The organism is Teichococcus aerofrigidensis (assembly GCF_054073225.1).
Window position 1 is genome coordinate 16748 of record NZ_JBSXMU010000027.1, and the last position, 25419, is coordinate 42166.

Genomic DNA, 25419 nt, shown 5'->3' on the forward strand with positions numbered 1-25419 from the left:
CCTTCAGCTACGCACGGCGGCGCAGAGCCCGCCATCGACCAGAAGCTCCGTGCCGGTGACGTACTTCGCGGCGTCCGAGGCCAGGAACAGCGCCGCCTCGGCGACGTCGAAGGCCTCGCCCATATGGCCCATCGGCACCTGGGCGTGGCGGCGGTTGTAGAAGGCGTCGCGGTCCAGCCCGGTCTCGTCGCTGGCGAACTGCTCGGCCAGCTTCTCGACCAAGGGCGTCTCGATCAGCCCGGGCAGCACGCAGTTGAGCCGGACGCCCCGCCGCGCGTAATCCACGGCGACGACGCGGCTGAACTGCACGAGGCCGGCCTTGGCGGCGGCATAGGCGGCCTGCGGCTTGCCGGTGTAGCGGATGGCGGCGGTGGAGGCGACGGAGACGATGGCACCCTTCCCCTGCGCCACCATGCAGGGCAGCACGGCCTTCGTGCAGAGGAAGGCGCCTTTCAGGTTGATGTCGATCTGGCTGTCCCAGACCTCCTCGCTCATCGCCACCGGATCGCCGGGCAGCGACAGGCCGACATTGTTGACCAGCACGTCGACGCGCCCGAAGCGCGCCAGGCAGTCGGCGACCATCGCCTCGACCTGATCGCGCCGGGTGACATCGGCCTCGGCGGTGAGGCAGGTGCCGCCCTCGGCCTCGATCCGCCGGCGCGTGTCCGCCGCCGCCGCCGGATCGCGGTCGATTCCATAGACCGTGGCGCCCTCGCGCGCGAAGAGCACCGAGATGGCGCGGCCATTGCCCCAGCCCGGCCCCTGCGAGCCGCAGCCGGTGACGATGGCGACCCTGCCGTCAAGCCGCGGCATCGGGGAGCGGATCGCCGGAATGGATCTGCATCGCTTCCAGGAAACGCGAGACCATGTTGTAGGCACCGATGGTCGCCGTCAGCTCGACCAGCTCGCGCGCGTCGAGCTCGGCCCGCACCGCCTCGAAGACCGGCTTCGGCACATGGATCTCGCGCGTCATGCTGTCGCAATAGGCGAGCACGGCCTGCTGGCGGGCATCGTAGAGGTCCTGCGCGCGCCAGTCGGCCAGGCCATCGACCTGCGCCTGGGTGAGCCCTTCCTTCAGCGCGATGGGCGCGTGCTGCTCGGCCTCGTAGGGCGCGCCGTTGAGATGGGCGATGCGCATGATGACCATCTCGCGCAGGCTGCCGGCGAGGCCGCAGTGATGACGGATGGCGGTCAGGTAGCCGAGCCAGCCCTCCGCGACCGGCGGGCTGTGCAGCAGCATGGCGTAGAGATGCAGCAGGCTGCCGCGCTCGCGGACGATGCGCTCGACCAGCGGGCGCGCCTCAGGCTCGTTCGGGTCGGCATAGGGGATGCGGGCCAAGTCGGTTTCCTCATCTGCGGCGCCGTCGGAGCGGTGCCTCTTGTCCGACAGAGAACACGGCGCCGGGTCCGCGATCAAGCCTCCATGCGCTGCGCGATCGCCCAGGCGCGCTCGGCCATGACGCGGTAGCGCTCGCGGTAGCCGATGGCGCGCGGATCGGAGGCGTTGCCATCCAGCGCGCGCTTCCAGACGCCGGCGACGATGGAGGCCAGGCGGAACATGGAGAAGACCAGGAAGACATCGAAGCCGCGCGGCGCCGCGCGCCCCGCCGCCGCGCAGTAGGTGGCGACGAAGCTCTCCTGGTCCGGGATGCCGGTCGCGCCGAAATCGACGCCCAGCAGGCCGGTGACACCGCTGGGCCCTGGCGGCATGTGGTAGGTCAGGCAGGCATAGGCCAGATCGGCCATGGGATGGCCCAGCGTGGCGAGTTCCCAGTCCAGCACTGCGACGACGCGCGGCTCCTCGGGATGGAGGATGACATTGCCGAGGCGGAAGTCGCCATGCGCGATGGTGGTCTCCTCATCCTCCGGCAGGTGGCGCGGCAGCCATTCGGCCAGCCGCTCCATCTCCGGCATCTCCTCGACCTTCACCGCCGCCCACTGCTTCGTCCAGCGCGCGACCTGCCGCTGCATGTAGTGGTCCGGCCGGCCGAAATCGGCGAGGCCGGCGGCGCGCCAGTCCACCGCGTGCAGCCGCGCCAGCACGCGCGCCAGGTCGTCATAGACGGCGCGGCGCTCCGCCGGCGTGCCGGAGGTCATCACCCGGTCGGGGAAGACGCGGCCCGGCACATGGTCCATCAGGAAGAAGGGCGTGCCGACGACCGTGTCATCCTCGCAGAGCAGGCGCATGCGCGGCACCGGCACGCCGCTGTCCTGCAACGCCGCCATGGCGTGGTACTCCCGCTCCACCGCATGCGCGCTGGGCAGCAGCCGGCCCGGCGGCTTCTTGCGAAGGACATAGCTCCCCGCCGCTGTCGCCACATGGAAGGTCGGGTTCGACTGGCCGCCCTGGAACTGGCGGATGGTCACCGGCCCGTCGAAGCCGGGCAGCCGGCCGCGGAGCGCCGCGGCGAGCGCGGCCTCGTCGAAGCGGTGGTTCTCCAGCACCGGCACCAGCGCCGGCTCGCCCGCGCCCATGGCTCACTCCTCCCCGACCATCGGCGGACCGGCGCAGATGCCGCCGTCGATGACGATGGTCTGCCCGGTCATGAAGCTGCCGCCGCGCGAGGCCAGGAACACCGCCGCGCCGGCGATCTCGTCCGGCTCGCCGATGCGCTGCAGGGGCGTGTCGCGCGTGCGCTTGCGGTAGATCTCGGGATTCTCCCAGAGCGCGCGGGCGAAGTCGGTGCGCACCAGGCCAGGGGCGATGCAGTTGGCGCGCACGTTGCGCGGGCCCCATTCCACCGCGATGTTTCGCGCGAGCTGCATGTCGGCGGCCTTGGAGATGGCATAGGCGCCGAGCACCGGCGAGCCGCGCAGCCCGCCGATCGAGGAGATGATGACCACCGATCCGCCGCCACGCTCGGCCATGCCCGGCATCACCATATGGGCCAGCCAGAGGTTGGAGCGGACGTTGGAGGCCATGATCTTGTCGAAGGCCTCGTCCGGCATCTCGATCGCCGGGCCGAAATAGGGGTTCACCGCCGCGTTGCAGACCAGCGTGTCGATGCGGCCCCAGCGCGCCAGCGTGGCGTCCACCAGCGCCTGCAGCTCCGGCTTGCGGCCGATGTTGCAGGCCTGCGCGAAGGCCTCGCCGCCGCGCGCGACGATGCCGTCCACCACCTCCTGGCAGGCGTCGATCTTGCGCGAGGAGACGACGACCTTCGCCCCCTGCTGCGCCATGCGCTCGGCGATGGCGCGGCCGATGCCGCGCGAGGCGCCGGTGACGACCACGACCTGCCCGGTCAGGTCGAAGAGGGAGGTCTCCATGGGGGCGCTCACGCGGCGCCTCCCGGCGGGGCGTTGCGCGGCGGGCGGTACTTGTTCAGCTCCATGCGGCCGAGCTGGAACTTGTGCACCTCGTCCGGCCCGTCCACGATGCGCAGCGTGCGCGCGATCTTGTACATGTAGGCCAGCGGGAAGTCCTCGGTGACACCGCCGCCGCCATGCGCCTGGATCGCCCAGTCGATCACCTGGCAGGCCATGTCCGGCGCCGCCACCTTGATCTCGGCGATCTCGCTGCGCGCCACCTTGTTGCCCACCGTGTCCATCCGCCAGGCGGCGTGCAGCGTCAGCAGACGGCACTGGTCGATCAGGATGCGCGACTGCGCGATGCGGTCGATGATCACGCCCTGGTCGGCCAGCGGCTTGCCGAAGGGGCGGCGCTCCAGCGAGCGGCGGCACATCATCTCCAGCGCCCGCTCGGCCAGGCCGATGGCGCGCATGCAGTGATGGATGCGCCCCGGCCCGAGCCGCCCCTGGGCGATCTCGAAGCCGCGCCCCTCGCCGAGCAGGATGTTGGAGGCCGGCACGCGGACGTTCTCGAACAGCAGCTCGGCATGGCCATGCGGCGCGTCGTCGAAGCCGAAGACCGGCAGCATGCGCTTGATGGTCAGCCCCGGCGTGCCGCGCGGCACCAGGATCATCGACTGCTGCCGGTGCTTCTCCGCCCCGGGATCGGTCTTGCCCATGACGATGAAGATGGCGCAGCGCGGATCGCCGGCGCCCGAGGACCACCACTTGCGGCCGTTGATGACGTAGTCGTCGCCATCGCGCGTGATGCGGGTCTGGATGTTGGTCGCGTCCGATGAGGCGACATCGGGCTCGGTCATGGCGAAGCAGGAGCGGATCTCGCCCGCCAGCAGCGGCTTCAGCCAGCGCTCCTTGTGCTCCTCCGTGCCGTAGCGCTCGATGGTCTCCATGTTGCCGGTGTCGGGCGCCGAGCAGTTGAAGATCTCGCTGGCCCAGGGATAGCGGCCCATGATCTCGGCCAGCGGCGCGTATTCCAGGTTCGTCAGCCCCGCCCCGTGCCGCGACTCCGGCAGGAACAGGTTCCACAGCCCTGCCTCGCGCGCCTTCGGCTTGAGCTGCTCGGTGATCGGCACCGGCTGCCAGCGGTCGGCGGCGGATTCGAGCTGCGCGTGATGCAGATGGTCGTTCGGCGCGACATGCTCGTCGATGAAGGCCTGCAGCCGCTCGCGCAGCGCCATGACCTTGGGTGAGTAGCTGAAATCCACTCCCGTCTCCTCTCGTCGTTCCAGCGATCTTGCCATCGGTTGCGGGCTTGCGCGACCCATCCGACGATGCCCAGGCTGGCCACCGGAGGAGACCCGCCATGAAAGCCATGCTCTGCCACGCCTATGGCCCGCCATCCGCGCTGCGGCCGGGCGAGCTGCCCGATCCGGTGCCCGGCCCGGGCGAGGTGCTGCTGCGCGTCGAGGCCTGCGGCGTGAACTTTCCCGACCTGCTGCTGATCGAGGGGCGATACCAGCAGAAGCCGCCGCTGCCCTTCGCGCCCGGCGGCGAGGTCTCCGGCCGCGTGGCGGCGCTGGGCGAGGGCGTCGATGGCTTCCGCCCCGGCGACCGTGTCGCCGCGCTGATGACGCATGGCGGCTTCGCCGAGGCTGTCGCCCTGCCGGCGGAGGCCGTGGTGCCGGTGCCGGAGGGCGTGGCGCCGGAGGTCGCCGCGGCCGTCTGCCTCGCCTATGGCACGGCGCTGCACGCGCTCCGCGACCGCGGCGCGCTGCAACCCGGCGAGACGCTGCTGGTGCTGGGCGCGGCCGGCGGCACCGGCCTCGCCGCCGTGCAGCTCGGCAGGCTCATGGGCGCGCGGGTGATCGCCGCCGCGGGCTCGGCGGCGCGGCTCGAGGCCTGCCGGGCCGAGGGCGCCGATGCCCTCCTCGACTACAACGCGCCCGACTGGCGCGATCAGTTGAAGGCACTGACCGGCGGGCGCGGCGCCGATGTCGTCTTCGATCCCGTCGGCGGCGCCTATGCCGAGCCGGCGCTGCGCGGCACCGCCTGGCGCGGCCGCTACCTCGTCGTCGGCTTCGCGGCCGGCGAGATCCCGCGCCCGCCGCTGAACCTGGCGCTGCTGAAGGGCTGCGCCATCACCGGCGTCTTCTTCGGCGAGTTCGCCCGGCGGGAGCGCGCGGCCTATCGCGCCCTGCTGGCCGATCTCTTCGGCTGGATCGCCGAGGGGAAGCTGCGGCCGCATGTTTCGCGCACCCTGCCGCTCGAGCGCGCGCCGGAGGCGCTGGAGGCGCTGGCCGCGCGGCAGGCCACCGGCAAGCTGGTGCTGCTCACCCATGCGGCGGCGCCAGCGCGATGAGCGCGTCCACCGCGACCTGACGGCCGCCGGCGCAGATCACCGGGTTCACGTCGATCTCGGCGATGCGCCCGGCCTGGTCGGCGGCCAGTTCCGAGACGCGTTGCACGATGCCGGCGAGGACATTGAGATCCACCGCCGGCAGGTTGCGGAAGCCGTGCAGCAGCTTCGCGCCTTTCAGCCGCTCCAGCATGGCGCGCGCCTCGCCGTGCCCGACCGGAGCGAGGGCGAGGGCGGTGTCGCGCAGCAGCTCCACCAGGATGCCGCCGAGCCCGACGACCACGGTGGGGCCGAAGAGCGGGTCGTGCCGCGCCCCCACCACCATCTCGATCCCCGCCGGCACCATGGGCTGCACCAGCACGCCGTTGATGCGCGCCCGGGGCGCGGCGCGCGCGGCATTGGCCATGACCTCGGCGAAGCCGGCGCGCACGGCGGCGGCATCGGCGAGGTTGAGGCGGATGACGCCGGCCTCGGTCTTGTGCGGCAGGTCGGGCGATTCGACCTTCAGCACCACGGGGTAGCCGGCGGCCTCCGCCGCGGCGACGGCGGCCCCGGCATCGGCGGCCAGCGTCTCGGCCACCACCGGGACGCCATAGGCGGCGAGCACCGCCTTGGCCTCGCGCTCCGTCAGCACCGGGCCCCGCGCCTGGTCGAGCAGCGCCGCCGCCCGGGCCTTGGCCTCCGGCGGCGAGAGGCGCGCGACGGCGGGCGTGCCGGCGGCGCGACGCGCCCCGCGCGCCTGCCAGGCGGCGATGGCGGCCATGCAGCGGTCCATCGAGCGGAACAGCGCCACGCGCGGCTCGGCCTCCGCCGCGCGCGCGCCGGGGCCTTCCAGGAACTGCGTGGTCCAGACGACGCAGGCGATCTTGCCGTGCGTCTCCGCCAGTTCGCCCACCATGGCGAAGCGCGGCGTCGCCACGTCATAGGCATAGCCGTTGGGCAGGATCAGCGCGCCATAGGCCGGGTCCTCCAGCAGCGCGCCGGCGCAGGCGCGGAGCGAGTCCGGGTCGTTCAGCACCTGCGCCGTGACGTCGCAGGGATTGCGCGCCGAGCCGAATTCCGGGATGCGCGCCTCCAGCACCGCCCGCGCCGCCGCGCCGGGCTGCGGCAGATCGACGCCGCGCACCTCGGCGCGGTCCGCCGCCATGATCGCCGAGCCGCCGGAGGTGGAGACGACGGCGACGCCCGCGCCGCGCGGCGGCGGCGCCTTGGCCAGGAAGCTGGCCAGCTCCAGCAGCCCCTCGAACTGCTCGGCCAGCACCGCGCCGCTGCGCTCGAAGGCGGCGCGATAGGCGGCGTCCGACCCCGCCAGCGATCCGGTGTGCGAGAGCGCCGCCGCCGCCCCGCTCTCGCCGGTGGCCAGCTTGTGCACCACCAGCGGCTTGTCATGCGCCCAGGCGATCTCGGCCGCCTCCAGCAGCCGGCGCGGCGCCGCCATGCCCTCGAAGAGCAGGGCGATGCCGGAACAGGCCGGATCCTCCGCCAGCGCCGCGACATAGTCGGCGACATCGACATCGGCCGAGTTGCCGCAGGTCAGCACGCGGCCGATATTCGCCCCCGCCTCCACCGCCTGGGCCAGGGCGAAGCCGAGATTGCCCGACTGGCTGACGATGCCGATGGCGGGCCGCGTCGGGATCGCCAGGGGCTGCGGCACGGTGATGAAGCTGATCTTCGCGCCGCTGGCATAGTCCACGAGGCCGATGCAGTTCGGCCCGACCAGCCGGATGCCGGCCGCCCGCGCGCGCGCCGCCAGGCGCTCCTGCAGCGCGATGCGCTCGGGCCGGCCGGTCTCGGAGAAGCCGGCGGCGTAGAGCACCAGCGCCTGGGCGCCGACCGCCGCGCAATCCTCCAGCACGCCCTCGGCGGCCTCCATCGGCGTCGCGGCGACGACCAGCTCCGGCACCTCGGGCAGGGCGGCGAGCGCGGCGTGGCAGGGCCGCTCGCCCAGCCTGTCGTAGCGCGCGTTCACCAGGTGCAGCCGGCCCCGGAAGCCATCGAGGTTGCGGACCGTGCGCTCGCCGAAGGAGCCGGCGCGGGCCGAGGCGCCCACCACCGCGATGCTCTGCGGCGAGAGCAGCGCGCGGAGGTCGGCGGCGCGGTAGAGCGGACGTTCGGACATGGCATTCCCCATGGCATTCCCCTGCGTGGTTCCCGTTCGGGCGGTTCCGTGTGGCGTCATGGCTGCGGCACGGAGCGGCCCTCGGCGGGCGGCGCGGCGGCGTCCGGCGCCCGCGGGCGCAGCCGCTCCAGGAGGCCGGCCAGGCCGCCGGCCAGCCCGCCCGTCCCGCCGCTCGTCCCGCCGCTGGGCAGCACCGCCAGCGAGAGGATCAGCGCGCCGCCGAGCAGGATGGCGTTGATGTCGCCACCGAAGGAGAGGAAGCGCTCCTGGCCGATGATCAGCGCCGTGCCGAGCAGCGGCCCCAGCAGCAGGCGGCGGCCGACCAGCACCACGGCGGTCAGCATCAGCACCAGGAAGTAGGTCTCGAACAGGTCCGGCCCGACATAGGCGCGCTGATAGGCGTAGAGCCAGCCCGCCGCGGCGCTGAACGGCGCGGAGAGCAGGAAGACCCGCAGCCGGACGCGGCGCACGTCGATCCCCGACATGGTGGCGAGGCGCGGGTTGAGATGCACCATCATCGCCATGGCGCCGAGGCGCGAGCGGCGGAACTGGCGCACCGCGTAGAGCGTGACCAGCAGCAGCGCCAGGGCGAAGGGCCAGAGCTCGGCATCGTTGCGCGCCGCGAGCCGCAGCGGGCCGATGGAGAGGTCCAGCGTCGGGATGCCGGAGACGCCGTCCGAGCCGCCCAGCACGTTCCAGTTGTGCGCCACGGCGGCGGCGACGACGGAGGCGGCATAGGTGACGAGGGAGAAGACGAACTCCCGCAGCGAGAGCGTGATCAGCCCGAGCAGCAGGGCGATGGCGAGGCCGGCCAGCAGCGCCGCCGGCAGCGTCACCCAGCTGCCCGCGCCGGCGCGGGTGGCGAGCAGGCCGGTGGCATAGGCGCCGGCGGCGAAGAACACCGTGTGCGCCAGACTGACCTCGCCGAGATCGGAGACGACGATGTCGAGCCCGTAGGCGGCGACGGCCAGGATGGCGATGACGGCGAAGGCGCCGTGCACGCCGCCGATCCAGCCCGGCAGCGGGAGCAGCAGCAGCGCGCCGGCCGCCGCCAAGGCGAGTTGCAGCGCGGCGCTCATGCCCGCCCCCCCTTGGCGCCGAGGGCGAGGCCGCCGGGCCGCAGAACCAGCACCAGGATCAGCACGCCGAAGGCGGCCGAGGTCGCGTAGGCGGGCGAGACGAAGCCGCCGAAGAGGGCGGTGAAGAGACCGAGGCCGATCCCCGCCAGATAGCTGCCGCCGATCGAGCCGATGCCGCCCAGCACGACGACGACGAAGGTGATGATCACCTCCTCGAAGCCGATGCTGGTCAGGATCGGGGTGCGCGGCGCGACCAGCGCGGCGGCCAGCGCCACCGCCGCGCCCTCGAAGGCGAAGACCGCGAGATAGACGCGGCGCACGTCGATGCCGCCGAGCTGCGCCAGCTTCGGGTCCTCCGCCACCATGCGCGCGGTGCGGCCGAGCGCGCCGCGCTCCAGCACCAGGCGCAGCAGCAGGAAGACGGCGATGGCGGCGACGACGATCAGCAGGTCCTGCGCCGTGACCCAGGCGCCGGCGATCTCGAAGTCGATCCAGGAGAGCGGCGTCTCCAGCACCTGCGGATTGCCGCCGAAGAGCAGGCCGGCCAGGCCGCGCATGACATGGCCGAAGCCCAGCGTCACGATCATGATCGAGACCAGGTCCTGCGCGAAGGTCAGCCGCAGCATGGTGAGCTGCATGACGAGGCCGAGCAGCACGCCGCCCGCCATGGCCAGCAGGATGGCCAGCGGATAGGGCAGGCCGAGCCCGGCGACCCCCCACCAGGTGACGAAGGCGGCCAGCATGTACATCTGGCCGTGGCCGAAGTTCACCAGCCGCGCCACGCCGAGCAGCACGGTCCAGCCGATGGCGATCAGCGCGTAGGCATGGCCGATGATCAGCCCGTTGATCAGTTGCTGCACCAGGTTCATGCCACCGCCTCGCCCAGATAGGCATGCAGGATGCGGGGGTCGTCGCGCATCGCGGCGACCGGCCCCTCGGCCAGGATGCGGCCGCGCTCCAGCAGCACCAGCCGGTCGACCACCTCGATGGCGGCGCGCACGTTCTGCTCGACCAGCAGCACCGAGAGCCCCGGCCCGACCAGGCCGCGCACGCTGCGCAGCACATCGGTGACGAGGCGCGGGGCGAGGCCGATGGAAGGCTCGTCGAGCAGCAGCACGGCGGGGCCGAGGCGCAGCGCGCGGGCGATGGCCAGCATCTGCCGCTCGCCGCCCGAGAGCATCGAGGCGAGGTGATGCAGCCGCTCGCGCAGGCGCGGGAAGAGGGCATAGACCTCCTCCAGCCCGTGGCCGCGCCGGCCGCCCTCGGGCACGGCGGCGGCGAGGTTCTCCTCCACCGTCAGCCGCATGAAGACCGCCCCGCCCTCGGGCACCAGGGCGAGGCCGCGCCGCACCCGCTGGTGCGGCGGCAGGGCCGAGACGTCCTGCCCGGCGAGCCGCACCCGCCCCTCGACGCGCGGCGCGCCGCGCGACCAGCCGAGCAGCGCGTTGACCAGGGTGGACTTGCCCGCGCCATTGGCGCCCACCACGCCGACCAGCTCGCCCGGCCGCAGCGCCAGGTGCGGGATGTCGAGGGCGAGGTTGCCGCCATAGACGACCCGCAGCCCGCTCGCCTCCAGGATGGGCGCGCTCATGCCGCGCGCCCCAGATAGGCTTCCAGCACCCGCGCATCCTGCTGGATCTCGCGCGGCGTGCCGCTGGCCAGGGGCCGCCCCTGCTCCAGCACCAGGATGCGGTCGGCCACCGACATGATGAGGTCCATGTGGTGCTCGATGACGACCAGCGCCGTGCCGCGCCCGCGCAGCCGCTGCAGCAGGTCGCGCAGCCGCGCCATGTCGGGGCCGCCGAGCCCCGCCGCCGGCTCGTCCAGCATCAGCACCCGCGCGCCACGCCCCCAGGCGAGCACGATGGAGAGCATGCGCTGGCTGCCGTAGGGGATGTGGCCGGGGCGCAGCTCGTGCATCTCGCGCGGCACGCCGAACTCCTCCAGCAGCGCCGCCGCCTCGGCCCGCAGCGCCCGGCGCAGCCGCGCCTCGCGCCAGGGCAGGGCGAGGCTGGCGGCGAGGCCCGCGCCGCCCTCCCGCTGCAGCACGGCGACCATGTTCTCCAGCACGCTGAGCTGGGCGAAGAAGGCGTTCTGCTGGAAGGCCCGCTTCAGGCCGAGCGTCGCCAGGCCGTGCGGCGGCACCGCCGTCACCTCCCGCCCGTCCAGCCAGACCCGGCCGGTGCGGCGCGTCATGTGCGTGGCCGCGTCGTAGCAGGAGCTCTTGCCGGCGCCGTTCGGGCCGATGATGCCGAGCACCTCGCCCGCCGCCACCTCCCAGGAGACGCCGTCGAGGGCGACGAGGGCGCCGTAGCGCACCCCGAGGCCCTCGACCCGCAGCACCGCTGTCATGCGCGGACCTCGATCCTGCCGTCCTTCACGGTGAAGAGGTGGTGGCTGGAGGCGAGCTGGCCGTCGGCGCCGAAGGTGATGTCGCCCAGCACCGTGCCCTGGAAGGCGCCGCCGCGGATGCGCTTCGCGATGGCCTCGCGCTCCAGCGACTTCAGCTCGTTCGCCGCCATGGCCCAGACCTGCAGCGCCGCGGCGCCGAGCGCCATGAACTTGTCCGGCGTGTAGCGGATGGTCTCCTCGGCGCGGCGCACGAAGGTCCGGTTCGCCGGGTTGGAGGCGAAGGGCTCGACATTGGGGAAATAGATGTCGGCGCCGACGATGCCATTGGCCGCCTCGCCCGCCACCGCGATGACGCTCGGCGCCACGGTGCCGACGGCGGTGACCAGCTCGCCCCTGAGGCGCATCTGCCGCGCCTGGCGGATCAGCGCCGGCAGGCCGGACCCCTCATTGGCGTTGATCGCCACGATGGCGTCCGCGTTGCTGCCGCGCACATTGGTCAGCGCGACGCGGAAATCCGCCTGGGCGAAGGGGAAGCGCTCCTCCGCCACCTTGTCATAAGCATGGCCGATGGCCTTCAGCTCGCCCTCGATCGCCGCCTGGGCGCCGTTGCCGTAGGCGTCGTTCTGCGTCAGGAAGGCCAGCCGCTTCGCCCCCGTGGCCTTCAGGTGCTCGGCGATGATGCGGCCGTCCTGGGCGTTGGAGGAGTTGAGCCGGATCGCCAGCGGATTGCCGCCGCCGGTCAGGATCTGGTCGGCCTTGGAGATGGCGGTGATGTCGAGCACGCCGGCGCGCGCGACCACCGTCTGCGTCGCCAGCGTCACCGGGCTGTTCCAGCCCTCGATGATGACGGCCACGCCCTCGCCGATCAGCTCGTTGGCGCGGCTGACGCCGACGGCGGGCGTGGATTCGTCGTCGCGCCGGAGGATCTGCACCGGGCGGCCGAGCACGCCGCCCTGCTCGTTGACCAGCGCGGCGGCGATCTCGATCGCCTGGCTGACATGCTGGCCCTGCGGCGCGGCGCCGCCGCTCAGCGGGAACAGCGCGCCGACCTTCACCGGATCGGCGGCGCGCGCCAGGCGGGGCGCCGCGAGCGGCGCGGCCAGCGCCGCCGCGCCGAGCGCCGAGAGGCGCAGCATCGTCCTGCGGGACATCGTCATCTTCGGGACCTCCTCCATGGCCGGCGGTTCTGTGGTGCCGGTCCTCAGTTCCTGTGCCCGGATGGCGGCCGCCCCGGGCTGACGTTTCATGCGGGCGGGCCGGCGTGGCCGGTCAGGCGGGCAGGATGCGCGCCTCCTGCAGATGGCGCAGCCACCATTCCAGCATGGCGGCGCTGTCGACGCAGTCGCCGAAGCCGGCCTGGCGGATCTTGATGGTGCTGACCAGCGAGGCGGTCTGCTCCTCGCGGCTGAAGGCGAAGTCGGCGAACTGCCAGGAGGCGCCGACCAGCTCCGCGAGGGTTCCGGGCCGCAGCCCGTGGCGCGCGACGATGCGCTGCCAGACCGGCTCCTTGTCGACCATCAGCGCCGTCAGCGGCATCGGGTGCGGCGCGCCGATCTCCATGCCGAAGACGCGCGCCACCACCGGCCAGAGGCCGCGCCAGGTCAGCACGTCGCCATTCGCCACGTTGAAGATCTGGTCCCGCGCCGTCTCCGCCCCGGCCGCCCAGAGCAGGGCCAAGGCCAGCAGCCGGGCATCGGTCGCCTCGGTGATGCGGTCGCCCCGGCCGGGATAGACCAGTGGCAGGCCAAGCTCGCGGCTGATCGCAGCATAGGCGCCGATCGCCGCCAGCAGGTTCATGGCGCTGCCGCGCGCATGGCCGATCACCGCCTGCGGGCGCAGCACGGTCCAGTGCCAGCCGCCGCGCGCGGCCCGCTCGCGCAGCAGATCCTCCTGCGCCCAGTAGAAGTTCGGGTGCATGTGGCGGGGCGCGTCCTCCCGGCCGGGGATCGGCATCTGGCCGAGATGCACGCCATAGGCCTTGGTGCCCTGCAGCACCGCGACATGCCGCAGCGGCCCGCCCTCCAGCCCGGCCAGGGTATGGGCCAGCATGGCGCGGTTGGTCTCGATCTGCTCCGCGTCCAGCCAGCCGGCCCGCAGCGCCGGCTTCTCCTGCAGCGCCGCATAGACCAGGTGCGTGACGCCGAGGCCGGGCAGCGTGGCGCGGCAGGCCGCCGCGTCCATCAGGTCGAGCGCCAGGAAGCGCGCGCGCGTCCCGAAGTCGGGCGGCCGGCGGGACAGGCCGATGACCTCCCATCCGGCGGCCTCGAAGCGTTGCAGCGCCGCGCGCCCGACCAGCCCCAGCGCGCCGGCGACGAGAAGGGTGCCCGGCACGGGTTCAGCCCGCCCCGGTCAGGCGCCGAACGAGCGGGCGCCAGCGGTCCATCTCGCTCCGCAGGAAGGTGGCGAACTCCTCCGGCGTGCCACCGACGACATACTGCCCCTCGGACAGCAGCCGCTCCTGCAGCGCCGGGTTCTCCAGCCCCTTCTGCGCCGCCGCGTTCAGCTTCGCCACCACGCCCGCGGGCGTCTTCGCCGGCGCGAGCAGGCCGAACCAGGTCTGCGCCACCATGTCCGGCCCGTGCTCCGAGACGTTCGGGATGTCGGGAGTCACGGCGAGGCGCCGGTCGCCGGTCCAGGCGACGATATGGCCGCGGCCCGAGCGGTGCGCGGCGAGGCCTGAGCTGCCGCCGACGACGATGACGTCGAGCGTGCCGGCCATCAGGTCGGTGAGCTGCTGCGCGTCGCCGCGATAGGTGATCTCGGTCAGCCTGATGCCGAGCCCCTCGAAGGCGACGATGGCGGCGATGTTGTTGAAGCTGGTCGGACCGTTGGAGCCGTAGTTCAGCTTGCCGGGCTGGGACTTCGCCAGCCTGATGAAGCCGTCGAGGTCGCGCGGCAGGCCGTCGCGCACCACGATGGCGAAGGGCAGCTTGCTGCACAGCACGATGGGCGCGAAGTCCTCGAACCGGTAGGGCAGCTTGTCGGGCAGCAGCGGGTTGAGCGTCAGCGTCGTGCCCGAGGACATCAGCAGGGTGTGGCCATCGGCCGGGGCGCGCGCCACGGCATCGGCGCCGATCACCGTCTGCGCGCCGGGCTTGTTGTCGATCATCACCGGCTGGCCGAGCGCCGGCGCCATGCGGTCGGCCAGCGTCCGCGCCATGACATCGGTGGCGCCGCCGGGCGGAAAGGGCACGACGATGCTCACCGGCCGGCCCGGAAAGGCCTCCGCCGCGCGGGCCGGGGCCGCCGGCAGCAGGGCCGGTGCCGCAAGCAGGCCGGGCAGGCCCGCCAGGATGGTTCGTCTCAGCATCGGTCTTCTCCCCTGGACACGGCCGCTTCTGCCGGCGGCGCGTTGTCGTTCAGCGTTCGGTCATTCGAGCAGGCTGTCGCGCAGCGCGGCGAGGCGGCGCGCATCCAGGCCCAGCGCCGCCTCCAGGAAGGCGGCGGTATCGGCATGACCGGCGAGCGCGGTGTCGAGCGCGGCGTCGAGCAGCGGCGCGTGGGCGCGCATCAGCGCCTCGGCCACCGCCGGCGGCGTGGTCGGCGGCAGCAGGCCGCTGCCGGTCCAGAAGCGGTTGGTGGCGAGGTAGTCCTCCCGGATCACCTCGCGCGGCACGCCGAGCGCGGTCAGCAGCAGCGCCGCGCCGAAGCCGGTGCGGTCCTTGCCGGCGGTGCAGTGGAAGGCCAGCGGCAGCCGCCCCGGCTCCGCCACCAGGGCGAGCAGGGCGCGGTATTGCGGCAGCTTGTCGGTGGCATAGGCGCGATAGGCCTCGGCCAGCAGCGACACGACATCCTCGCCCGTCGCCTGGCCATGCTCCAGGATGTCGCGCAGCGAGGCGCCGACGGTGGGCTCGATCGGCAGCGAGACCACCTCGGGCGCCGGATCGGGCAGGCGGGAGGGCATGCGGGCGCGCTCGCGCTCGCCGCGCAGGTCGCAGACGGTGCGCAGGCCGAGGCGGCCGAGCGCCAGCAGGTCGGCCTCCGTCAGCGCGCCCAGGGCGGAGGCGCGGAACACCAGCCCGAAGCGGACCCGCCGCCCGTCGGCGGCGCGGTAGCCGCCGAGGTCGCGGAGGTTGGTGCAGCCCTCCAGCGCCAGCCGGCGCGGCAGCTCGGGAACCGCCCCGCTCATGCCGCCGCCTCCTCCGCCATCTGCACGATGCCGGCGGCGCGCAGCCGCTCCAGCTCGGCGGCATCGAGGCCGAGCCGCTCCGCCAGCACCGCGGCCGTGTCCTGGCCGAGGCGCGGCGGCGCCAGATCGTAGCGCGGCGGGGTGCGGCCGAACCGCACCGGGTAGCCGATGACGGTGACCGGCGTGCCGTCCTGGCGCCGCATCTCGCGCAGCAGGCCGCGCGCCGCCACCTGCGGATCGGCCAGCACCTGGTCGATGGTGTTGATCGGCCCGCCCGGCACGCCGGCCGCGTCCATCGCGGCCAGCAGGTCGGCCGCCTTCCAGGGCGCGATGGCATGCGCCAGCGTCACCTCCAGCTCGCGGCGGTGGCGGGCGCGGCCGGCATTGGTGGCGAAGCGCGCGTCGGCCGCCAGCGCCTCGAGCCCGAGCAGGCGGCACAGCGCCCGGAACTGCCCGTCATTGCCGCAGGCGACGATGATGTAGTCGTCCGCCGCGGCGAAGTCGCGATAGGGCACGACGTTCGGGTGGTCGTTGCCCAGGCGCCGGGGCGTGACGCCGCCGACCAGGTAGTTCATCGCCTGGTTGACCAGCACCGAGAGCTGGCTGTCGAGCAGGGCGCAGTCGAGATGCTGGCCGAGGCCGCTGCGGCCCCGCTCGTTCAGCGCGGCGAGGATGGAGACGGTGGCGTAGAGGCCGGTGAACAGGTCGCTGACCGGGATGCCCACCTTCATCGGGCCGCCGCCCGGCACGCCGTCCGGGCGGCCGGTGATGCTCATCAGCCCGCTCAGCCCCTGCACCAGGAAGTCGTAGCCGCCGCGCGCGGCATAGGGGCCGGTCTGCCCGAAGCCGGTGATGGAGCAATAGATCAGGCGCGGGTTTCCGGCGCGCAGGCTGGCGGCGTCCAGCCCGTACTTCGCCAGCCCGCCGGTGCGGAAGTTCTCCACCAGCACATCGGCCTCCGCCGCCAGGCGGCGCACCAGCGCGGCGCCCTCCGGCTGCGCGAAGTCGATGGCGAGCGAGCGCTTGTTGCGGTTGGCGCAGAGATAATAGGCGGCATCCGGCCGGGCCGAGCCATCCTCCAGGAAGGGCGGGCCCCAGCCGCGCGTGTCGTCGCCGCGCCCCGGCTGCTCGACCTTCAGCACCTCGGCGCCGAGATCGCCCAGGATCTGGGTGGCCCAGGGCGCGGCGAGCACGCGCGACAGGTCGAGCACCTTCAGGCCCGCCAGCGGCGCGGCGCCGCTGTCCTCCACCCCGCTCACGCGTCCTCTCCCCGTCCTGTCCGCCGCGCTCCGCCCATGCGGGCCCTCCCCTCGCCGCCTCGCACCAAGGCACAAGGCACGAATTTCATTCGTTGAAATTGTATTTCAGAACAGTATGGCATAGGGAATGCGGGCCGTGAACGGCGAATCCGCGGCCGCCCGCCGGCCCGCCCGCTGTCCCAGGGAGCCTCGAGGCGCCATGCCATCCTATGATCCCGTCACGGCGTTGCTGCGCGGCCTCGACGTGCTGCGCCTGGTCAACCGCCTGCCCCGCGCCACGGTGCGCGAGATCCACCAGGCCACCGGCCTCAGCCAGCCCACGGTGGTGCGGATGCTGGAGACGCTGATCCATGCCGGCTTCGTCACGCGCCAGCCGGGCCAGCCCTTCTATCTGCCGACCGGCCGCACCCTGGAGCTCTCGGCCGGCTACGAGATGCAGCGCGAGGTCGGGATCGCCGCCACGCCGACGATGACCGCGCTGCGCCAGCGCATCGGCTGGCCCTCCGACATCGCGGTCTTCGACGGTGACGCCATGGTGGTGGTGCATACCAGCCGCGACGAGGGCGGCCGCTTCCTGTTCCAGCGCCGGCCCGGCTTCCGCGCCCCGATCCTGGCGACCTCGCTCGGCCTCGCCTTCCTGGCGCATTGCGGCCCGGCGGAGCGGGAGCGGGCGCTCGACCTCGCCGCCCGCTCGCGCGAGCCCTGGGACGCGGTGGCACGGCAGCCGGAGGCGCTGGCGGCGCTGCTGCGGGACATCCGCCGGCGCGGCTACGCGGTGATGAACGAGGCCTATTCCCGCCGCGACTATGGCGGCCTGGCCTGCTCCATCGGCGTGCCCGTCCTGGTGCGGGAAGAGGCGGTGGCAGCGCTGAACCTGATGTATCTGCGCGAGGCGATCGACGAGACGACCGTGGTGGCGCGCCTGCTGCCGGCGCTGCGCCAGGCGGCGGGCGAACTCGGCGGGATGCTGGCCGGGCTGTGGCATCCGGAGGGCACGGCGGCGGACGACCGCCCGCGGGCCTGAGGGGCGGTTCAGCCTTGCCACCCGACCGGCTGCTCACGGACCACATGATTGGAAGGCGGAGGGGGAAACCCGCGCGGTGGTGGAGCTGAGGGGAATCGAACCCCTGACCTCCTCATTGCGAACGAGGCGCTCTCCCATCTGAGCTACAGCCCCACACGCGCGGTGGCGGGCTTATCGCGGAGGTCGCAGAACAAGTCAAGCGGCGCTTGCCGCCGCCCCCCGGGCTTCGTAGATGGAGGCCTCACCACAAGGGGATGGCGATGTACGCGGTGTTCTGGTTCCTCGATCAGGCGATCGGTCTCTATGTCTGGGCTTTGATCATCGCGGCGGTGTTCAGCCTCCTGGTGGCCTTCAACGTGCTCGACACCCGCAACCGCTTCGTCTGGGCGGTGGGCGACTTCCTCTACAAGATCACCGAGCCGGCGCTGCGGCCGATCCGGAACTTCCTGCCCAATCTCGGCGGCATCGACATCTCGCCGATGATCCTGATCCTGCTGCTCTACGCCTTCCGCATCTTCCTCTGGACCACCCTCTGGCCGCTGGTGGCCGCCTGACGGCCGCGGTGCCAGGGGCGGAGGCGGGGGCGGAACCGCCGAAGGGCTGGCGCGGCCTCCCCGGCGGGGTGGAGCTGCGGGTCAAGGCCCAGCCCAGGGCCCGGCGGGAGGGCATCCAGGGCTGGATGGAGGCCCTGGGCGGACCGCGCCTGCGGGTGGCGGTCAATGCCGCGCCGGAGGATGGCCGCGCCAACCGGGCGATCTGCGCCCTGCTCGCCGCCGCCCTGCATGTCCCCCCTTCCGCCATCGCGGTGGTGCACGGCGCGGCATCGCGCGAGAAGACCTGCCGGATCGAGGGCGACCCCCTCCGACTGGCCGAGCAACTGGAGAGAATGGAATGACCGCGCGCATCATCGACGGCAAGGCCGTGGCCGCGGCGCTGCGGGCGCGGATCGCCGCCCGGGTCGCCGCCCTGCCCTATGCTCCCGGCCTGCGGGTGGTCCGCGTGGGCGACGACCCGGCCAGCGGCGTCTATGTCCGCAACAAGGACCGCGCGGCGCAGCAGGCGGGGCTCGACAGCGCCACGATCCAGCTCCCGGAGGACACCAGCGAGGCGGCGCTGCTCGATGTCGTGCGGCGGCTCAACGCCGATCCGGCCGTGGACGGCATCCTGGTCCAGCTCCCGCTGCCGGCGCAGATCCGCGCCGCCACCGTGCTGGAGACGATCGACCCGGCCAAGGACGTGGACGGGTTCCACGCCGTCAATGCCGGCCGGCTGGCCACCGGGCAGAAGGGGCTGGTGCCCTGCACGCCCAAGGGGGTGATGCACCTGCTGGCCGCCGCCGGCACGCCGCTCGCGGGGGCGCGGGCGGTGGTGCTGGGACGGTCCAACATCGTCGGCAAGCCGATGGCGGCGCTGCTGCTCGCCGCCGATGCCACCGTGACGGTGGTGCATTCCCGCACCCTGGACCTGGCCGGCGAATGCCGCCGGGCACAGATCCTGGTCGCCGCCGCCGGCCGGCCGGAGATGGTGAAGGGCGACTGGATCGCCGAGGGCGCCACGGTGATCGACGTCGGCATCAACCGCCTGCCCGACGGCCGGCTGGTGGGCGATGTCGATTTCGCCGCGGCGCGCGGGCGGGCGGCCGCCATCACCCCGGTGCCCGGCGGCGTCGGCCCGATGACCATCGCCTGCCTGCTGGAGAACACGGTGGACGCGGCCGAGGCGCGGCGGGGGTAGGACACCGGAATCGTCATCCTCCCGCCTCCGAAGCGTCACCGGGGCGTAGCACGGCCGTTCTAGGCCCCGCTGCGCACCGCGTGATGCCAGGAGACCGCCGATGACATCCCCCACCCGCCCCCTGCTGGGCGCCGCCCTCAGCCTGAAGGGCCTCGCCCTGCACCGCGACTGGCTGCTGGAGCGCCAGCGCGACATCGAGATCCAGGACCTGCACAGGGCCGAGGTGCTGGATGGCGACTGGCTCGAGGTCGCCCGGCAGGTGCGTACGGCGCTCGACGGGCATACCGGCCGGCGCGGCCTGCACGGCCCCTTCTGGGGCTTCAAGATCGATTCCCACGATCCCGAGATCCGCGCCGTGGTCACCCGCCGGCTGCTGCAGGGCCTCTCCGCCTGCGAGGCGGTGGGCGCCGACCAGATGGTGCTGCACTCGCCCTTCACCACCTGGGACCACAACAACCTGGATGCCTTCGAGGGCGCCCGGGAGCAGCTCCTGGAGCGGGTGCGGCTGACGCTGCGCGAGGTGATCGCCCGCGCCGAATCCCAGGGCTGCACCCTGGTCATCGAGAATATCGAGGACAAGGACCCGCGCGACCGCATCGCCCTGGCGGCGGCGCTGGACAGCACGGCGGTGCGCGTCTCGCTCGACACCGGCCACGCGCATTACGCCCATTGCAGCACCGGCGGCCCGCCGGCGGATGTGCATGTGCGCCTGGCCGGCCAGGCGCTGCACCATGTGCACCTGCAGGACACCGAGGGCTATGCCGACCGCCACTGGCCGCCCGGGCGCGGCACCATCCGCTGGGGCGCGCTGTTCGAGGCGCTGGCCCAGTGCGCCCCGGCGGCGCGGCTGATCCTGGAACTGCGCGACCCGGCGGCGCTGCGCGAAGGCGCGGCCTACCTGCAAGGGCTCGGGCTGGCGGAGTAAGGCGCGGCCAGAGCTTTTTCCGTTCGCCCTGGCTCACGGCAAACGCTCTGGATGTTTGTTCTTGCGAGCATCTTCACCCGATCCGGTGATGCCACCGGATCGGGATCTGCTCTAGCGCGTCACCGCGCCATGCGCCGCGAAGCAGGCCATGTCGAGGATCTGCGCGACGCTGCTGCCCAGGTTGATGAGCTGCACCGGCTGCGACAGCCCGACCATCAGGGGCCCGATGGTCGTCGCGCTGGTCAGGTGCGGCACCGCCTTGGTCAGGATATGGGCGGCGTGCAGCCCGGGCATGACCAGCACATTGGCCGGCCCGGTCAGGCGGCAGAAGGGATAGAGCGCGCGCAGCTGCGGGTTCAGCGCCACATCCGCCGCCAGCTCGCCGTCATACTCGAAGTCCGCCCCCTGCTGGTCGAGCAGCCGGACCGCCTCGCGCACCGGGCCGGTGATGGTGCCGCCGGGATCGCCGAAGGTGGAGAAGGAGAGGAAGGCGACGCGCGGCTCCAGCCCCAGCTTGCGCGCCTCCGTCGCCGATTGCCGGGCGATGCAGGCGAGGGTCGCGGCGCTCGGCCGCTCATGGACGGCGGTATCGGCGATCAGCACCGTGCCGGAGCGCCGCGCCAGCATCAGCGTCAGGCCGAAGAGCACCGTCTCCGGCGCCGGATCGATCGCCAGCATGACGTTCTCCAGCGTCGCGCCGGTCGAGCGGGTGACGCCGGAGACCATGGCGTCCGCATCGCCCATCGCCACCATGCAGGCGGCGAAGGCATTGCGGTCCTGGTTCACCAGCCGCTGGCAGTCGCGGAACAGGAAGCCCTGGCGCTGCTTGCGGGCATAGAGGAACTCCGCGTAGCGCCGGTTGCTGCCCGAAAGCCGCGCGTTGTGGATCTCGATCCCCTCCGGCAGCGGGATGCCGAGCGCGGCCACGGTCGCCGTGATGCGGTCCTCGCGCCCGACCAGGACCGGCGTGCCGTAGCCCGCGTTGCGGTAGGCGATGGCGGCGCGGATGATCTTCTCCTCCTCGCCCTCGGCGAAGACCACGCGCTTCGGGTTGGCCTTGACCCGCTCCGTGATGGTCTCCAGCGCGTTGATCCCGGCATCGAAGCGCCCGGCCAGCTCTCGCGCGTAGCGCTGCGGGTCGATCAGCGGCTTGCGCGCCACGCCCGATTCCATCGCCGCCCTCGCCACCGCCGGCGAGACGCGGGCGATCAGGCGCGGGTCGAAGGCGTGCGGGATGATGTAGTCCGGCCCGAAGCGCAGCCCCTTGCCGCCGCCCGCGCCCGCCACCTCCTCCGGCACGTCCTCGCGCGCCAGCATGGCCAGCGCCTCGGCCGCAGCGATCTTCATCGGCTCGTTGATCGTGCTGGCGCGCACGTCGAGCGCGCCGCGGAAGATGAAGGGGAAGCCGAGGACATTGTTGACCTGGTTCGGATAGTCCGAACGGCCGGTGGCGATGATGACGTCGGGGCGCACGGCGCGCGCCTCGTCCGGGGTGATCTCGGGGTCCGGATTGGCCATGGCGAAGATGATCGGGTCCTTCGCCATCGACCGCACCATCTCGGGCGTCACCGCGCCCTTGACGGACAGGCCGAAGAAGGCGTCCGCGCCCTCCAGCGCCTGGGCCAGCGTGCGGCGGTCCGTGGCGACGGCATGCGCCGACTTCCACTGGTTCATGCCCTCCGTGCGGCCGCGCCACAGCACGCCCTTGGTGTCGCACATCAGGATGTGCTCGGGCCGCATGCCCATCGCCTTGACCAGCTCGGCGCAGGCGATGGCGGCCGAGCCGGCGCCGTTGATGACGAGCTTCGTCTCCGACAGCGCCCGTCCGGTGAGGTGGCAGGCATTGATCAGCCCGGCGGCGGCGACGATCGCCGTGCCGTGCTGGTCGTCATGGAAGACCGGGATGTCCATCAGCTCGCGCAGGCGCTGCTCGATGACGAAGCACTCGGGGGCCTTGATGTCCTCGAGGTTGATGCCGCCGAAGGAGGGCCCGAGGTAGCGCACGGCGTTGACGAACTGGTCGACATCCTCGGTGTCGATGCAGAGATCGATGGAATCGACGTCGGCGAAGCGCTTGAACAGCGCCGCCTTGCCCTCCATCACCGGCTTGCCGGCCAGCGCGCCGAGATTGCCGAGGCCGAGCACCGCCGTGCCGTTGGAGATGACCGCCACCATGTTGCCCTTGGCCGTGTAGTCATAGGCCAGCGCCGGGTCGCGGTGGATGTGCAGGCACGGCTCGGCGACGCCGGGCGAATAGGCCAGGCTGAGGTCGCGCGCCGTGGCGAGCGACTTGGTGAGGCGGATCTCCAGCTTGCCAGGCTTGCCCTCGGCATGCAGGGCGAGCGCCTCCTCGGCGGTGATGCGCGCCGTGCGCGTATCCCCCGGTGCAATCGATTTCGCGTCGTCCATAACCATTCCCCGGCTACCGCAGTGATCGCCTCTTTATGAGCGGGGAAGCAGGAAGTGGAAAGCCGGCCGCTTCGCGACTGCGAGATAAGGTCGCGCAACTCTCGTTCGGTGAAAGGAAATTTCACCCTGTGAGACATCCGGCCGCGGCGCCGGCGGATGGGGGGCGGCGCGCGGCCCGGTCATGGGCCGGCCGCGCGGCGCCGCCCGATCAGCTCCGGCGCACGTTCCAGGGATAGGGCGCGGTGCCTTCCAGGATGCCGGTCAGGTCGCTGCGGAAGGCGGTGCGGAGCGTGAACTGGCCGAGCGGCATGGTGGAGACCTCCTCCAGCCCCAGCCGCCCGAGCTCCAGCGCGGCCTTGCGCTGCGCCGCCTCATCCGCGGCGAAGAGCCATTCCTGGGTCAGCGCCTCGGCGCGGTCGTTCTTCCACCAGCCGAACCAGCCGGCCTCGCCCTGGCCGCGGATCAGCGGCGACATCGCCGGGCTGCCGTAGAAGTTGGCCGGGCCGGTGGTGTGGAAGATGCTCCAGCCGCCCTTCTCCACCGGCTCGCGCGAGTTGCGCCGCTGGATCACCGTGCCCCAGTCGCTCTCCGCCAGCTCGACATTCATGCCGATGCGCTGCAGCGCATCCGCCGTCACCTGGCCGAGCGGGCCGATGTCGGGGAAGTCCGTCGGGTTGATGATGACCGCCTTCTGGCCCGTGTAGCCCGCCTCCTTCAGCATGGCGCGGGCGCGGTCCAGGTCGCCCGGCATCAGGTCCGGGTGGTCCTGGTAATAGGGAGTGTGCTTCGGCCAGATGCTGCGCGTCCCGGTCCAGACGGAGGTATCGTCCCCCTGGGAGGCGCGCATGTGGTTCTCCTGGATGACCGAGGCCAGCACGGCGCGGCGCAGCCTCACGTCGCTGAAGGGCGCGTGCAGGCAGTTCAGCCGCGCCAGCGCCAGCCGCCCGGCCTTGTCCGTCACCTCGCGGCGGATCTGGCGGTTGCGCGCCAGCATCGGCTGCAGGTCGGCCATCGGCCGCTCCCACCAGTCCACCTCGCCGTTCATCAGCGCGCCGGCGGCGGTGGCGGCATCGGGGATGATCAGCCATTCGATGCGCCGGAAATGCGCCACCTTGCCGCCCGTGGCCCGCTCCGGCGCCTCCTGGCGCGGCACGTAGCCGTCGAACTTCTCGTAGACCACGCGGCTGCCGGAATTGTACTCGCCGTCCAGGAAGCGATAGGGGCCGGAACCGATCATCTCCGTCACCGCCTTGCCCGGATCGGTCTGCGCCAGGCGCTCGGGCATGATGAAGGGCACCGAGGCCTCGGTCTTGCCCAGCGCGGTCAGCAGCAGCGGGAAGGCCCGGTCGAGCCGGATCTCGAAGCTGCGGTCATCCACCACGCGCCAGTCGCGGATGATCGCCGCCACGAGCTGGCCGAAGGCGTCGCGCGCCATCCAGCGCTTCAGGCTGGCCACGCAGTCGCGTGCCCGCACCGGCTCGCCGTCGTGGAACCGCAGCCCCTCGCGCAGGCGGAAGCGCCAGAGCCGGCCATCCTCCAGCACCTCGTGGCCCTCGGCCATCTGCGGCTTCGGCTGCAGGGTGGCATCGAGCGAATACAGCGTGTCGAAGACGTAGTAGCCGTGGTTGCTGGTGACGGTGGCGGTGGTCCAGACCGGGTCGAGCGCCGAGAGATTGGCCTGCGGCACGAAGCGCAGCGTGGCCGCGCGGGCATCCTGCGCCAGGGCGGGGCGCGCCAGGGGAGACGCGACGGCGCCACCCAGCAGGGCGGCGCCACCCAGGGCCCCGGTCTTCAACAGGCTGCGGCGGTGCATCGACAATGAAGGCCTCCTCGGATCTTTCGGGCGGCGGACGTTGCGCGAGGCCGGCCGTCCGGGCAACCCCCTGCCCCCCGGGCGGCGCATGGCGGGCTTTCGGCCATACCGCCGTGCCGGATCCTGTTCTAGGAAGGCCCGATGAGCCGCCGCCCCGCCGCCCCGCCGCCCGCCGGAACCCTGCCCTCGGCCGAGGGCGCCACCCCAGCCCTGGCGCAATGGTTCGCCGCCAAGGCCGCGCATCCCGACGCCCTGGTCTTCTTCCGCATGGGGGATTTCTTCGAGCTGTTCTTCGAGGACGCCGTCACCGCCGGGGCGGCGCTCGGCCTCGCCGTCTCGCATCGCGGCGAGCATCAGGGGCGGCCGGTGCCGATGGCCGGCGTCCCCGCCCATGCGCAGGAGAACTACCTGGCCCGGCTGATCCGCCAGGGCTTCCGCGTCGCCATCTGCGACCAGCGCGAGACGCCGGAGCAGGCCCGGGCGCGGAAGGCGCCCACCCTGCGGCGCGAGGTGGTGCGCCTCGTCACCCCCGGCACGGTGACGGAGGAGGCGCTGCTGGAGGGCGGCCGCTCCGCCTGGCTACTGGCGCTCGCCCCCGTGGGCGGCGAATGGGGCGCGGCCTGGGCCGATCTCACCACCGGCGCCTTCGCCTGCGAGGCGCTGCCGGAGGCCGAGCTGCCGGCGCTGCTGGCGCGGCTCGACCCCGCCGAGGTCGTCCTGCCCGAGGAGCTGCCCGAGGACCTGGCGGAGAGTGTTCCGCTGGCGGCGCTGCCCGGGCGGCCGAGCAGGGCCGTGCCGCCGCGCGATCCGGCGGGGCTGCTCGCCGGCTTCTTCGGCACCGCCGGGCTGGATGGCTTCGGCCGCTTCACCCCGGCCGAATGCGCCGCCGCCGCGCTGGCGGTGGACTACATCCGGCGCACCCAGGGCGAGGCGGCGCCGCGCCTGCGCCCGCCCGAACCGCAGGGCGGGCG

24 protein-coding genes and 1 tRNA gene are annotated in these 25419 nt (G+C 72.8%); 7 read left to right on the forward strand and 18 right to left on the reverse strand.

Translation table 11 applies throughout. The features are described 5' to 3' along the window. Positions 1-3: 3 nt before the first annotated feature. The 5 genes from ACVMLK_RS08440 to ACVMLK_RS08460 all read right to left on the reverse strand — a co-directional run bounded on the left by ACVMLK_RS08440 (position 4) and on the right by ACVMLK_RS08460 (position 4514). Positions 4-813, reverse strand: coding sequence for an SDR family NAD(P)-dependent oxidoreductase (locus ACVMLK_RS08440; protein WP_457486153.1), 810 nt, complete (start codon positions 811-813; stop codon positions 4-6). Continuing rightward, on the reverse strand, positions 800-1339 hold the full coding sequence (locus ACVMLK_RS08445) for a carboxymuconolactone decarboxylase family protein (protein WP_198365136.1): 540 nt from the start codon (positions 1337-1339) through the stop codon (positions 800-802). Before ACVMLK_RS08445 ends, ACVMLK_RS08440 begins: the two co-directional genes overlap by 14 nt. A 74-nt stretch (positions 1340-1413) precedes the next feature. Next, the gene (locus tag ACVMLK_RS08450; RefSeq protein ID WP_457486154.1) at positions 1414-2475 is read right to left on the reverse strand and encodes a phosphotransferase family protein; all 1062 of its coding nucleotides are present in this window, start codon (positions 2473-2475) and stop codon (positions 1414-1416) included. Between the two features lie 3 nt (positions 2476-2478). Further along, positions 2479-3279, reverse strand: coding sequence for an SDR family NAD(P)-dependent oxidoreductase (locus tag ACVMLK_RS08455; RefSeq protein WP_422922465.1), 801 nt, complete (start codon positions 3277-3279; stop codon positions 2479-2481). Then, positions 3276-4514 (reverse strand): acyl-CoA dehydrogenase family protein, encoded by a 1239-nt coding sequence (locus ACVMLK_RS08460; protein ID WP_422922464.1) that lies wholly within the window; start codon positions 4512-4514, stop codon positions 3276-3278. The genes ACVMLK_RS08455 and ACVMLK_RS08460 overlap by 4 nt, the downstream gene beginning before the upstream one ends. Before the next feature lie 98 nt (positions 4515-4612). Here ACVMLK_RS08460 and ACVMLK_RS08465 point away from each other — a divergent pair, with 98 nt between their 5' ends. After that, positions 4613-5608, forward strand: a complete 996-nt coding sequence (locus tag ACVMLK_RS08465) for an NADPH:quinone oxidoreductase family protein (RefSeq protein ID WP_457486155.1) — start codon at positions 4613-4615, stop codon at positions 5606-5608. Here the strand turns inward: ACVMLK_RS08465 and ACVMLK_RS08470 are convergent. The 10 genes from ACVMLK_RS08470 to ACVMLK_RS08515 form a co-directional block, all read right to left on the reverse strand. Next, on the reverse strand, positions 5580-7724 hold the full coding sequence (locus tag ACVMLK_RS08470; RefSeq protein WP_457486156.1) for an acetate--CoA ligase family protein: 2145 nt from the start codon (positions 7722-7724) through the stop codon (positions 5580-5582). The genes ACVMLK_RS08465 and ACVMLK_RS08470 overlap by 29 nt on opposite strands. A gap of 56 nt (positions 7725-7780) precedes the next feature. Next, positions 7781-8803, reverse strand: a complete 1023-nt coding sequence (locus tag ACVMLK_RS08475; protein ID WP_457486157.1) for a branched-chain amino acid ABC transporter permease — start codon at positions 8801-8803, stop codon at positions 7781-7783. Beyond that, positions 8800-9672 carry a branched-chain amino acid ABC transporter permease gene (locus ACVMLK_RS08480; RefSeq protein WP_198365129.1) on the reverse strand — a complete coding sequence of 291 codons (873 nt, stop codon included), beginning with the start codon at positions 9670-9672 and terminating at the stop codon, positions 8800-8802. The genes ACVMLK_RS08475 and ACVMLK_RS08480 overlap by 4 nt, the downstream gene beginning before the upstream one ends. Further along, complete coding sequence (locus ACVMLK_RS08485) at positions 9669-10394, reverse strand: ABC transporter ATP-binding protein (RefSeq protein ID WP_457486158.1); 726 nt, start codon at positions 10392-10394, stop codon at positions 9669-9671. Before ACVMLK_RS08485 ends, ACVMLK_RS08480 begins: the two co-directional genes overlap by 4 nt. Continuing rightward, on the reverse strand, positions 10391-11155 hold the full coding sequence (locus ACVMLK_RS08490; RefSeq protein ID WP_422922459.1) for an ABC transporter ATP-binding protein: 765 nt from the start codon (positions 11153-11155) through the stop codon (positions 10391-10393). Before ACVMLK_RS08490 ends, ACVMLK_RS08485 begins: the two co-directional genes overlap by 4 nt. After that, complete coding sequence (locus tag ACVMLK_RS08495) at positions 11152-12312, reverse strand: ABC transporter substrate-binding protein (RefSeq protein WP_457486159.1); 1161 nt, start codon at positions 12310-12312, stop codon at positions 11152-11154. Before ACVMLK_RS08495 ends, ACVMLK_RS08490 begins: the two co-directional genes overlap by 4 nt. 112 nt (positions 12313-12424) lie before the next feature. Next, positions 12425-13486: an SDR family oxidoreductase gene (locus ACVMLK_RS08500; RefSeq protein WP_457486160.1), complete on the reverse strand. Its 1062-nt coding sequence runs from the start codon at positions 13484-13486 to the stop codon at positions 12425-12427. Between the two features lie 4 nt (positions 13487-13490). Then, positions 13491-14465, reverse strand: coding sequence for a tripartite tricarboxylate transporter substrate binding protein (locus ACVMLK_RS08505; protein WP_457486161.1), 975 nt, complete (start codon positions 14463-14465; stop codon positions 13491-13493). Between the two features lie 60 nt (positions 14466-14525). Continuing rightward, a complete protein-coding gene (locus tag ACVMLK_RS08510; protein WP_457486162.1) occupies positions 14526-15284 on the reverse strand; it encodes a tyrosine-protein phosphatase in 759 nt (252 codons plus the stop codon). After that, positions 15281-16543: a CaiB/BaiF CoA transferase family protein gene (locus ACVMLK_RS08515; RefSeq protein ID WP_370591930.1), complete on the reverse strand. Its 1263-nt coding sequence runs from the start codon at positions 16541-16543 to the stop codon at positions 15281-15283. Before ACVMLK_RS08515 ends, ACVMLK_RS08510 begins: the two co-directional genes overlap by 4 nt. A gap of 199 nt (positions 16544-16742) precedes the next feature. Between ACVMLK_RS08515 and ACVMLK_RS08520 the strand changes: the two genes are divergently transcribed. Next, positions 16743-17567, forward strand: a complete 825-nt coding sequence (locus tag ACVMLK_RS08520; RefSeq protein ID WP_457486163.1) for an IclR family transcriptional regulator domain-containing protein — start codon at positions 16743-16745, stop codon at positions 17565-17567. 77 nt (positions 17568-17644) lie between these two features. On the opposite strand, the gene ACVMLK_RS08525 is transcribed toward ACVMLK_RS08520, so the two are convergent. After that, positions 17645-17720, reverse strand: a tRNA-Ala gene (locus ACVMLK_RS08525). A gap of 107 nt (positions 17721-17827) precedes the next feature. Between ACVMLK_RS08525 and ACVMLK_RS08530 the strand changes: the two genes are divergently transcribed. The 4 genes from ACVMLK_RS08530 (at position 17828) to ACVMLK_RS08545 (ending at position 20226) form a co-directional block, all read left to right on the forward strand. Next, positions 17828-18121, forward strand: coding sequence for a YggT family protein (locus ACVMLK_RS08530; protein WP_198365107.1), 294 nt, complete (start codon positions 17828-17830; stop codon positions 18119-18121). 8 nt (positions 18122-18129) lie between these two features. Then, positions 18130-18462, forward strand: a complete 333-nt coding sequence (locus tag ACVMLK_RS08535; protein WP_457486164.1) for a DUF167 domain-containing protein — start codon at positions 18130-18132, stop codon at positions 18460-18462. Further along, on the forward strand, positions 18459-19301 hold the full coding sequence (folD, locus tag ACVMLK_RS08540) for a bifunctional methylenetetrahydrofolate dehydrogenase/methenyltetrahydrofolate cyclohydrolase FolD (RefSeq protein ID WP_457486165.1): 843 nt from the start codon (positions 18459-18461) through the stop codon (positions 19299-19301). Before ACVMLK_RS08535 ends, folD begins: the two co-directional genes overlap by 4 nt. A 100-nt stretch (positions 19302-19401) precedes the next feature. Beyond that, positions 19402-20226, forward strand: a complete 825-nt coding sequence (locus ACVMLK_RS08545; protein ID WP_457486166.1) for a sugar phosphate isomerase/epimerase family protein — start codon at positions 19402-19404, stop codon at positions 20224-20226. 111 nt (positions 20227-20337) lie between these two features. Here the strand turns inward: ACVMLK_RS08545 and ACVMLK_RS08550 are convergent, their stop codons facing one another. Then, on the reverse strand, positions 20338-22635 hold the full coding sequence (locus ACVMLK_RS08550; protein WP_198365103.1) for an NADP-dependent malic enzyme: 2298 nt from the start codon (positions 22633-22635) through the stop codon (positions 20338-20340). A 208-nt stretch (positions 22636-22843) separates the two neighbouring features. Then, positions 22844-24448: an ABC transporter substrate-binding protein gene (locus tag ACVMLK_RS08555; RefSeq protein WP_457486168.1), complete on the reverse strand. Its 1605-nt coding sequence runs from the start codon at positions 24446-24448 to the stop codon at positions 22844-22846. 141 nt (positions 24449-24589) lie between these two features. On the opposite strand from ACVMLK_RS08555, the gene ACVMLK_RS08560 reads away from it, so the two are divergent. Then, on the forward strand, positions 24590-25419 hold an 830-nt coding region (locus ACVMLK_RS08560), incomplete at its 3' end, for a MutS N-terminal domain-containing protein (RefSeq protein WP_457486167.1).

Coding starts and splice junctions, on each gene's coding strand:
- ACVMLK_RS08550 (WP_198365103.1), bottom strand. CDS start 22,635: ATGGACGACGCGAAATCGATTGCACCGGGGGATACGCGCACGGCGCGC.
- folD (WP_457486165.1), top strand. CDS start 18,459: ATGACCGCGCGCATCATCGACGGCAAGGCCGTGGCCGCGGCGCTGCGG.
- ACVMLK_RS08440 (WP_457486153.1), bottom strand. CDS start 813: ATGCCGCGGCTTGACGGCAGGGTCGCCATCGTCACCGGCTGCGGCTCG.
- ACVMLK_RS08485 (WP_457486158.1), bottom strand. CDS start 10,394: ATGAGCGCGCCCATCCTGGAGGCGAGCGGGCTGCGGGTCGTCTATGGC.
- ACVMLK_RS08505 (WP_457486161.1), bottom strand. CDS start 14,465: ATGCTGAGACGAACCATCCTGGCGGGCCTGCCCGGCCTGCTTGCGGCA.
- ACVMLK_RS08510 (WP_457486162.1), bottom strand. CDS start 15,284: ATGAGCGGGGCGGTTCCCGAGCTGCCGCGCCGGCTGGCGCTGGAGGGC.
- ACVMLK_RS08465 (WP_457486155.1), top strand. CDS start 4,613: ATGAAAGCCATGCTCTGCCACGCCTATGGCCCGCCATCCGCGCTGCGG.
- ACVMLK_RS08530 (WP_198365107.1), top strand. CDS start 17,828: ATGTACGCGGTGTTCTGGTTCCTCGATCAGGCGATCGGTCTCTATGTC.
- ACVMLK_RS08490 (WP_422922459.1), bottom strand. CDS start 11,155: ATGACAGCGGTGCTGCGGGTCGAGGGCCTCGGGGTGCGCTACGGCGCC.
- ACVMLK_RS08450 (WP_457486154.1), bottom strand. CDS start 2,475: ATGGGCGCGGGCGAGCCGGCGCTGGTGCCGGTGCTGGAGAACCACCGC.
- ACVMLK_RS08470 (WP_457486156.1), bottom strand. CDS start 7,724: ATGTCCGAACGTCCGCTCTACCGCGCCGCCGACCTCCGCGCGCTGCTC.
- ACVMLK_RS08545 (WP_457486166.1), top strand. CDS start 19,402: ATGACATCCCCCACCCGCCCCCTGCTGGGCGCCGCCCTCAGCCTGAAG.
- ACVMLK_RS08475 (WP_457486157.1), bottom strand. CDS start 8,803: ATGAGCGCCGCGCTGCAACTCGCCTTGGCGGCGGCCGGCGCGCTGCTG.
- ACVMLK_RS08555 (WP_457486168.1), bottom strand. CDS start 24,448: ATGCACCGCCGCAGCCTGTTGAAGACCGGGGCCCTGGGTGGCGCCGCC.
- ACVMLK_RS08480 (WP_198365129.1), bottom strand. CDS start 9,672: ATGAACCTGGTGCAGCAACTGATCAACGGGCTGATCATCGGCCATGCC.
- ACVMLK_RS08520 (WP_457486163.1), top strand. CDS start 16,743: ATGCCATCCTATGATCCCGTCACGGCGTTGCTGCGCGGCCTCGACGTG.
- ACVMLK_RS08495 (WP_457486159.1), bottom strand. CDS start 12,312: ATGACGATGTCCCGCAGGACGATGCTGCGCCTCTCGGCGCTCGGCGCG.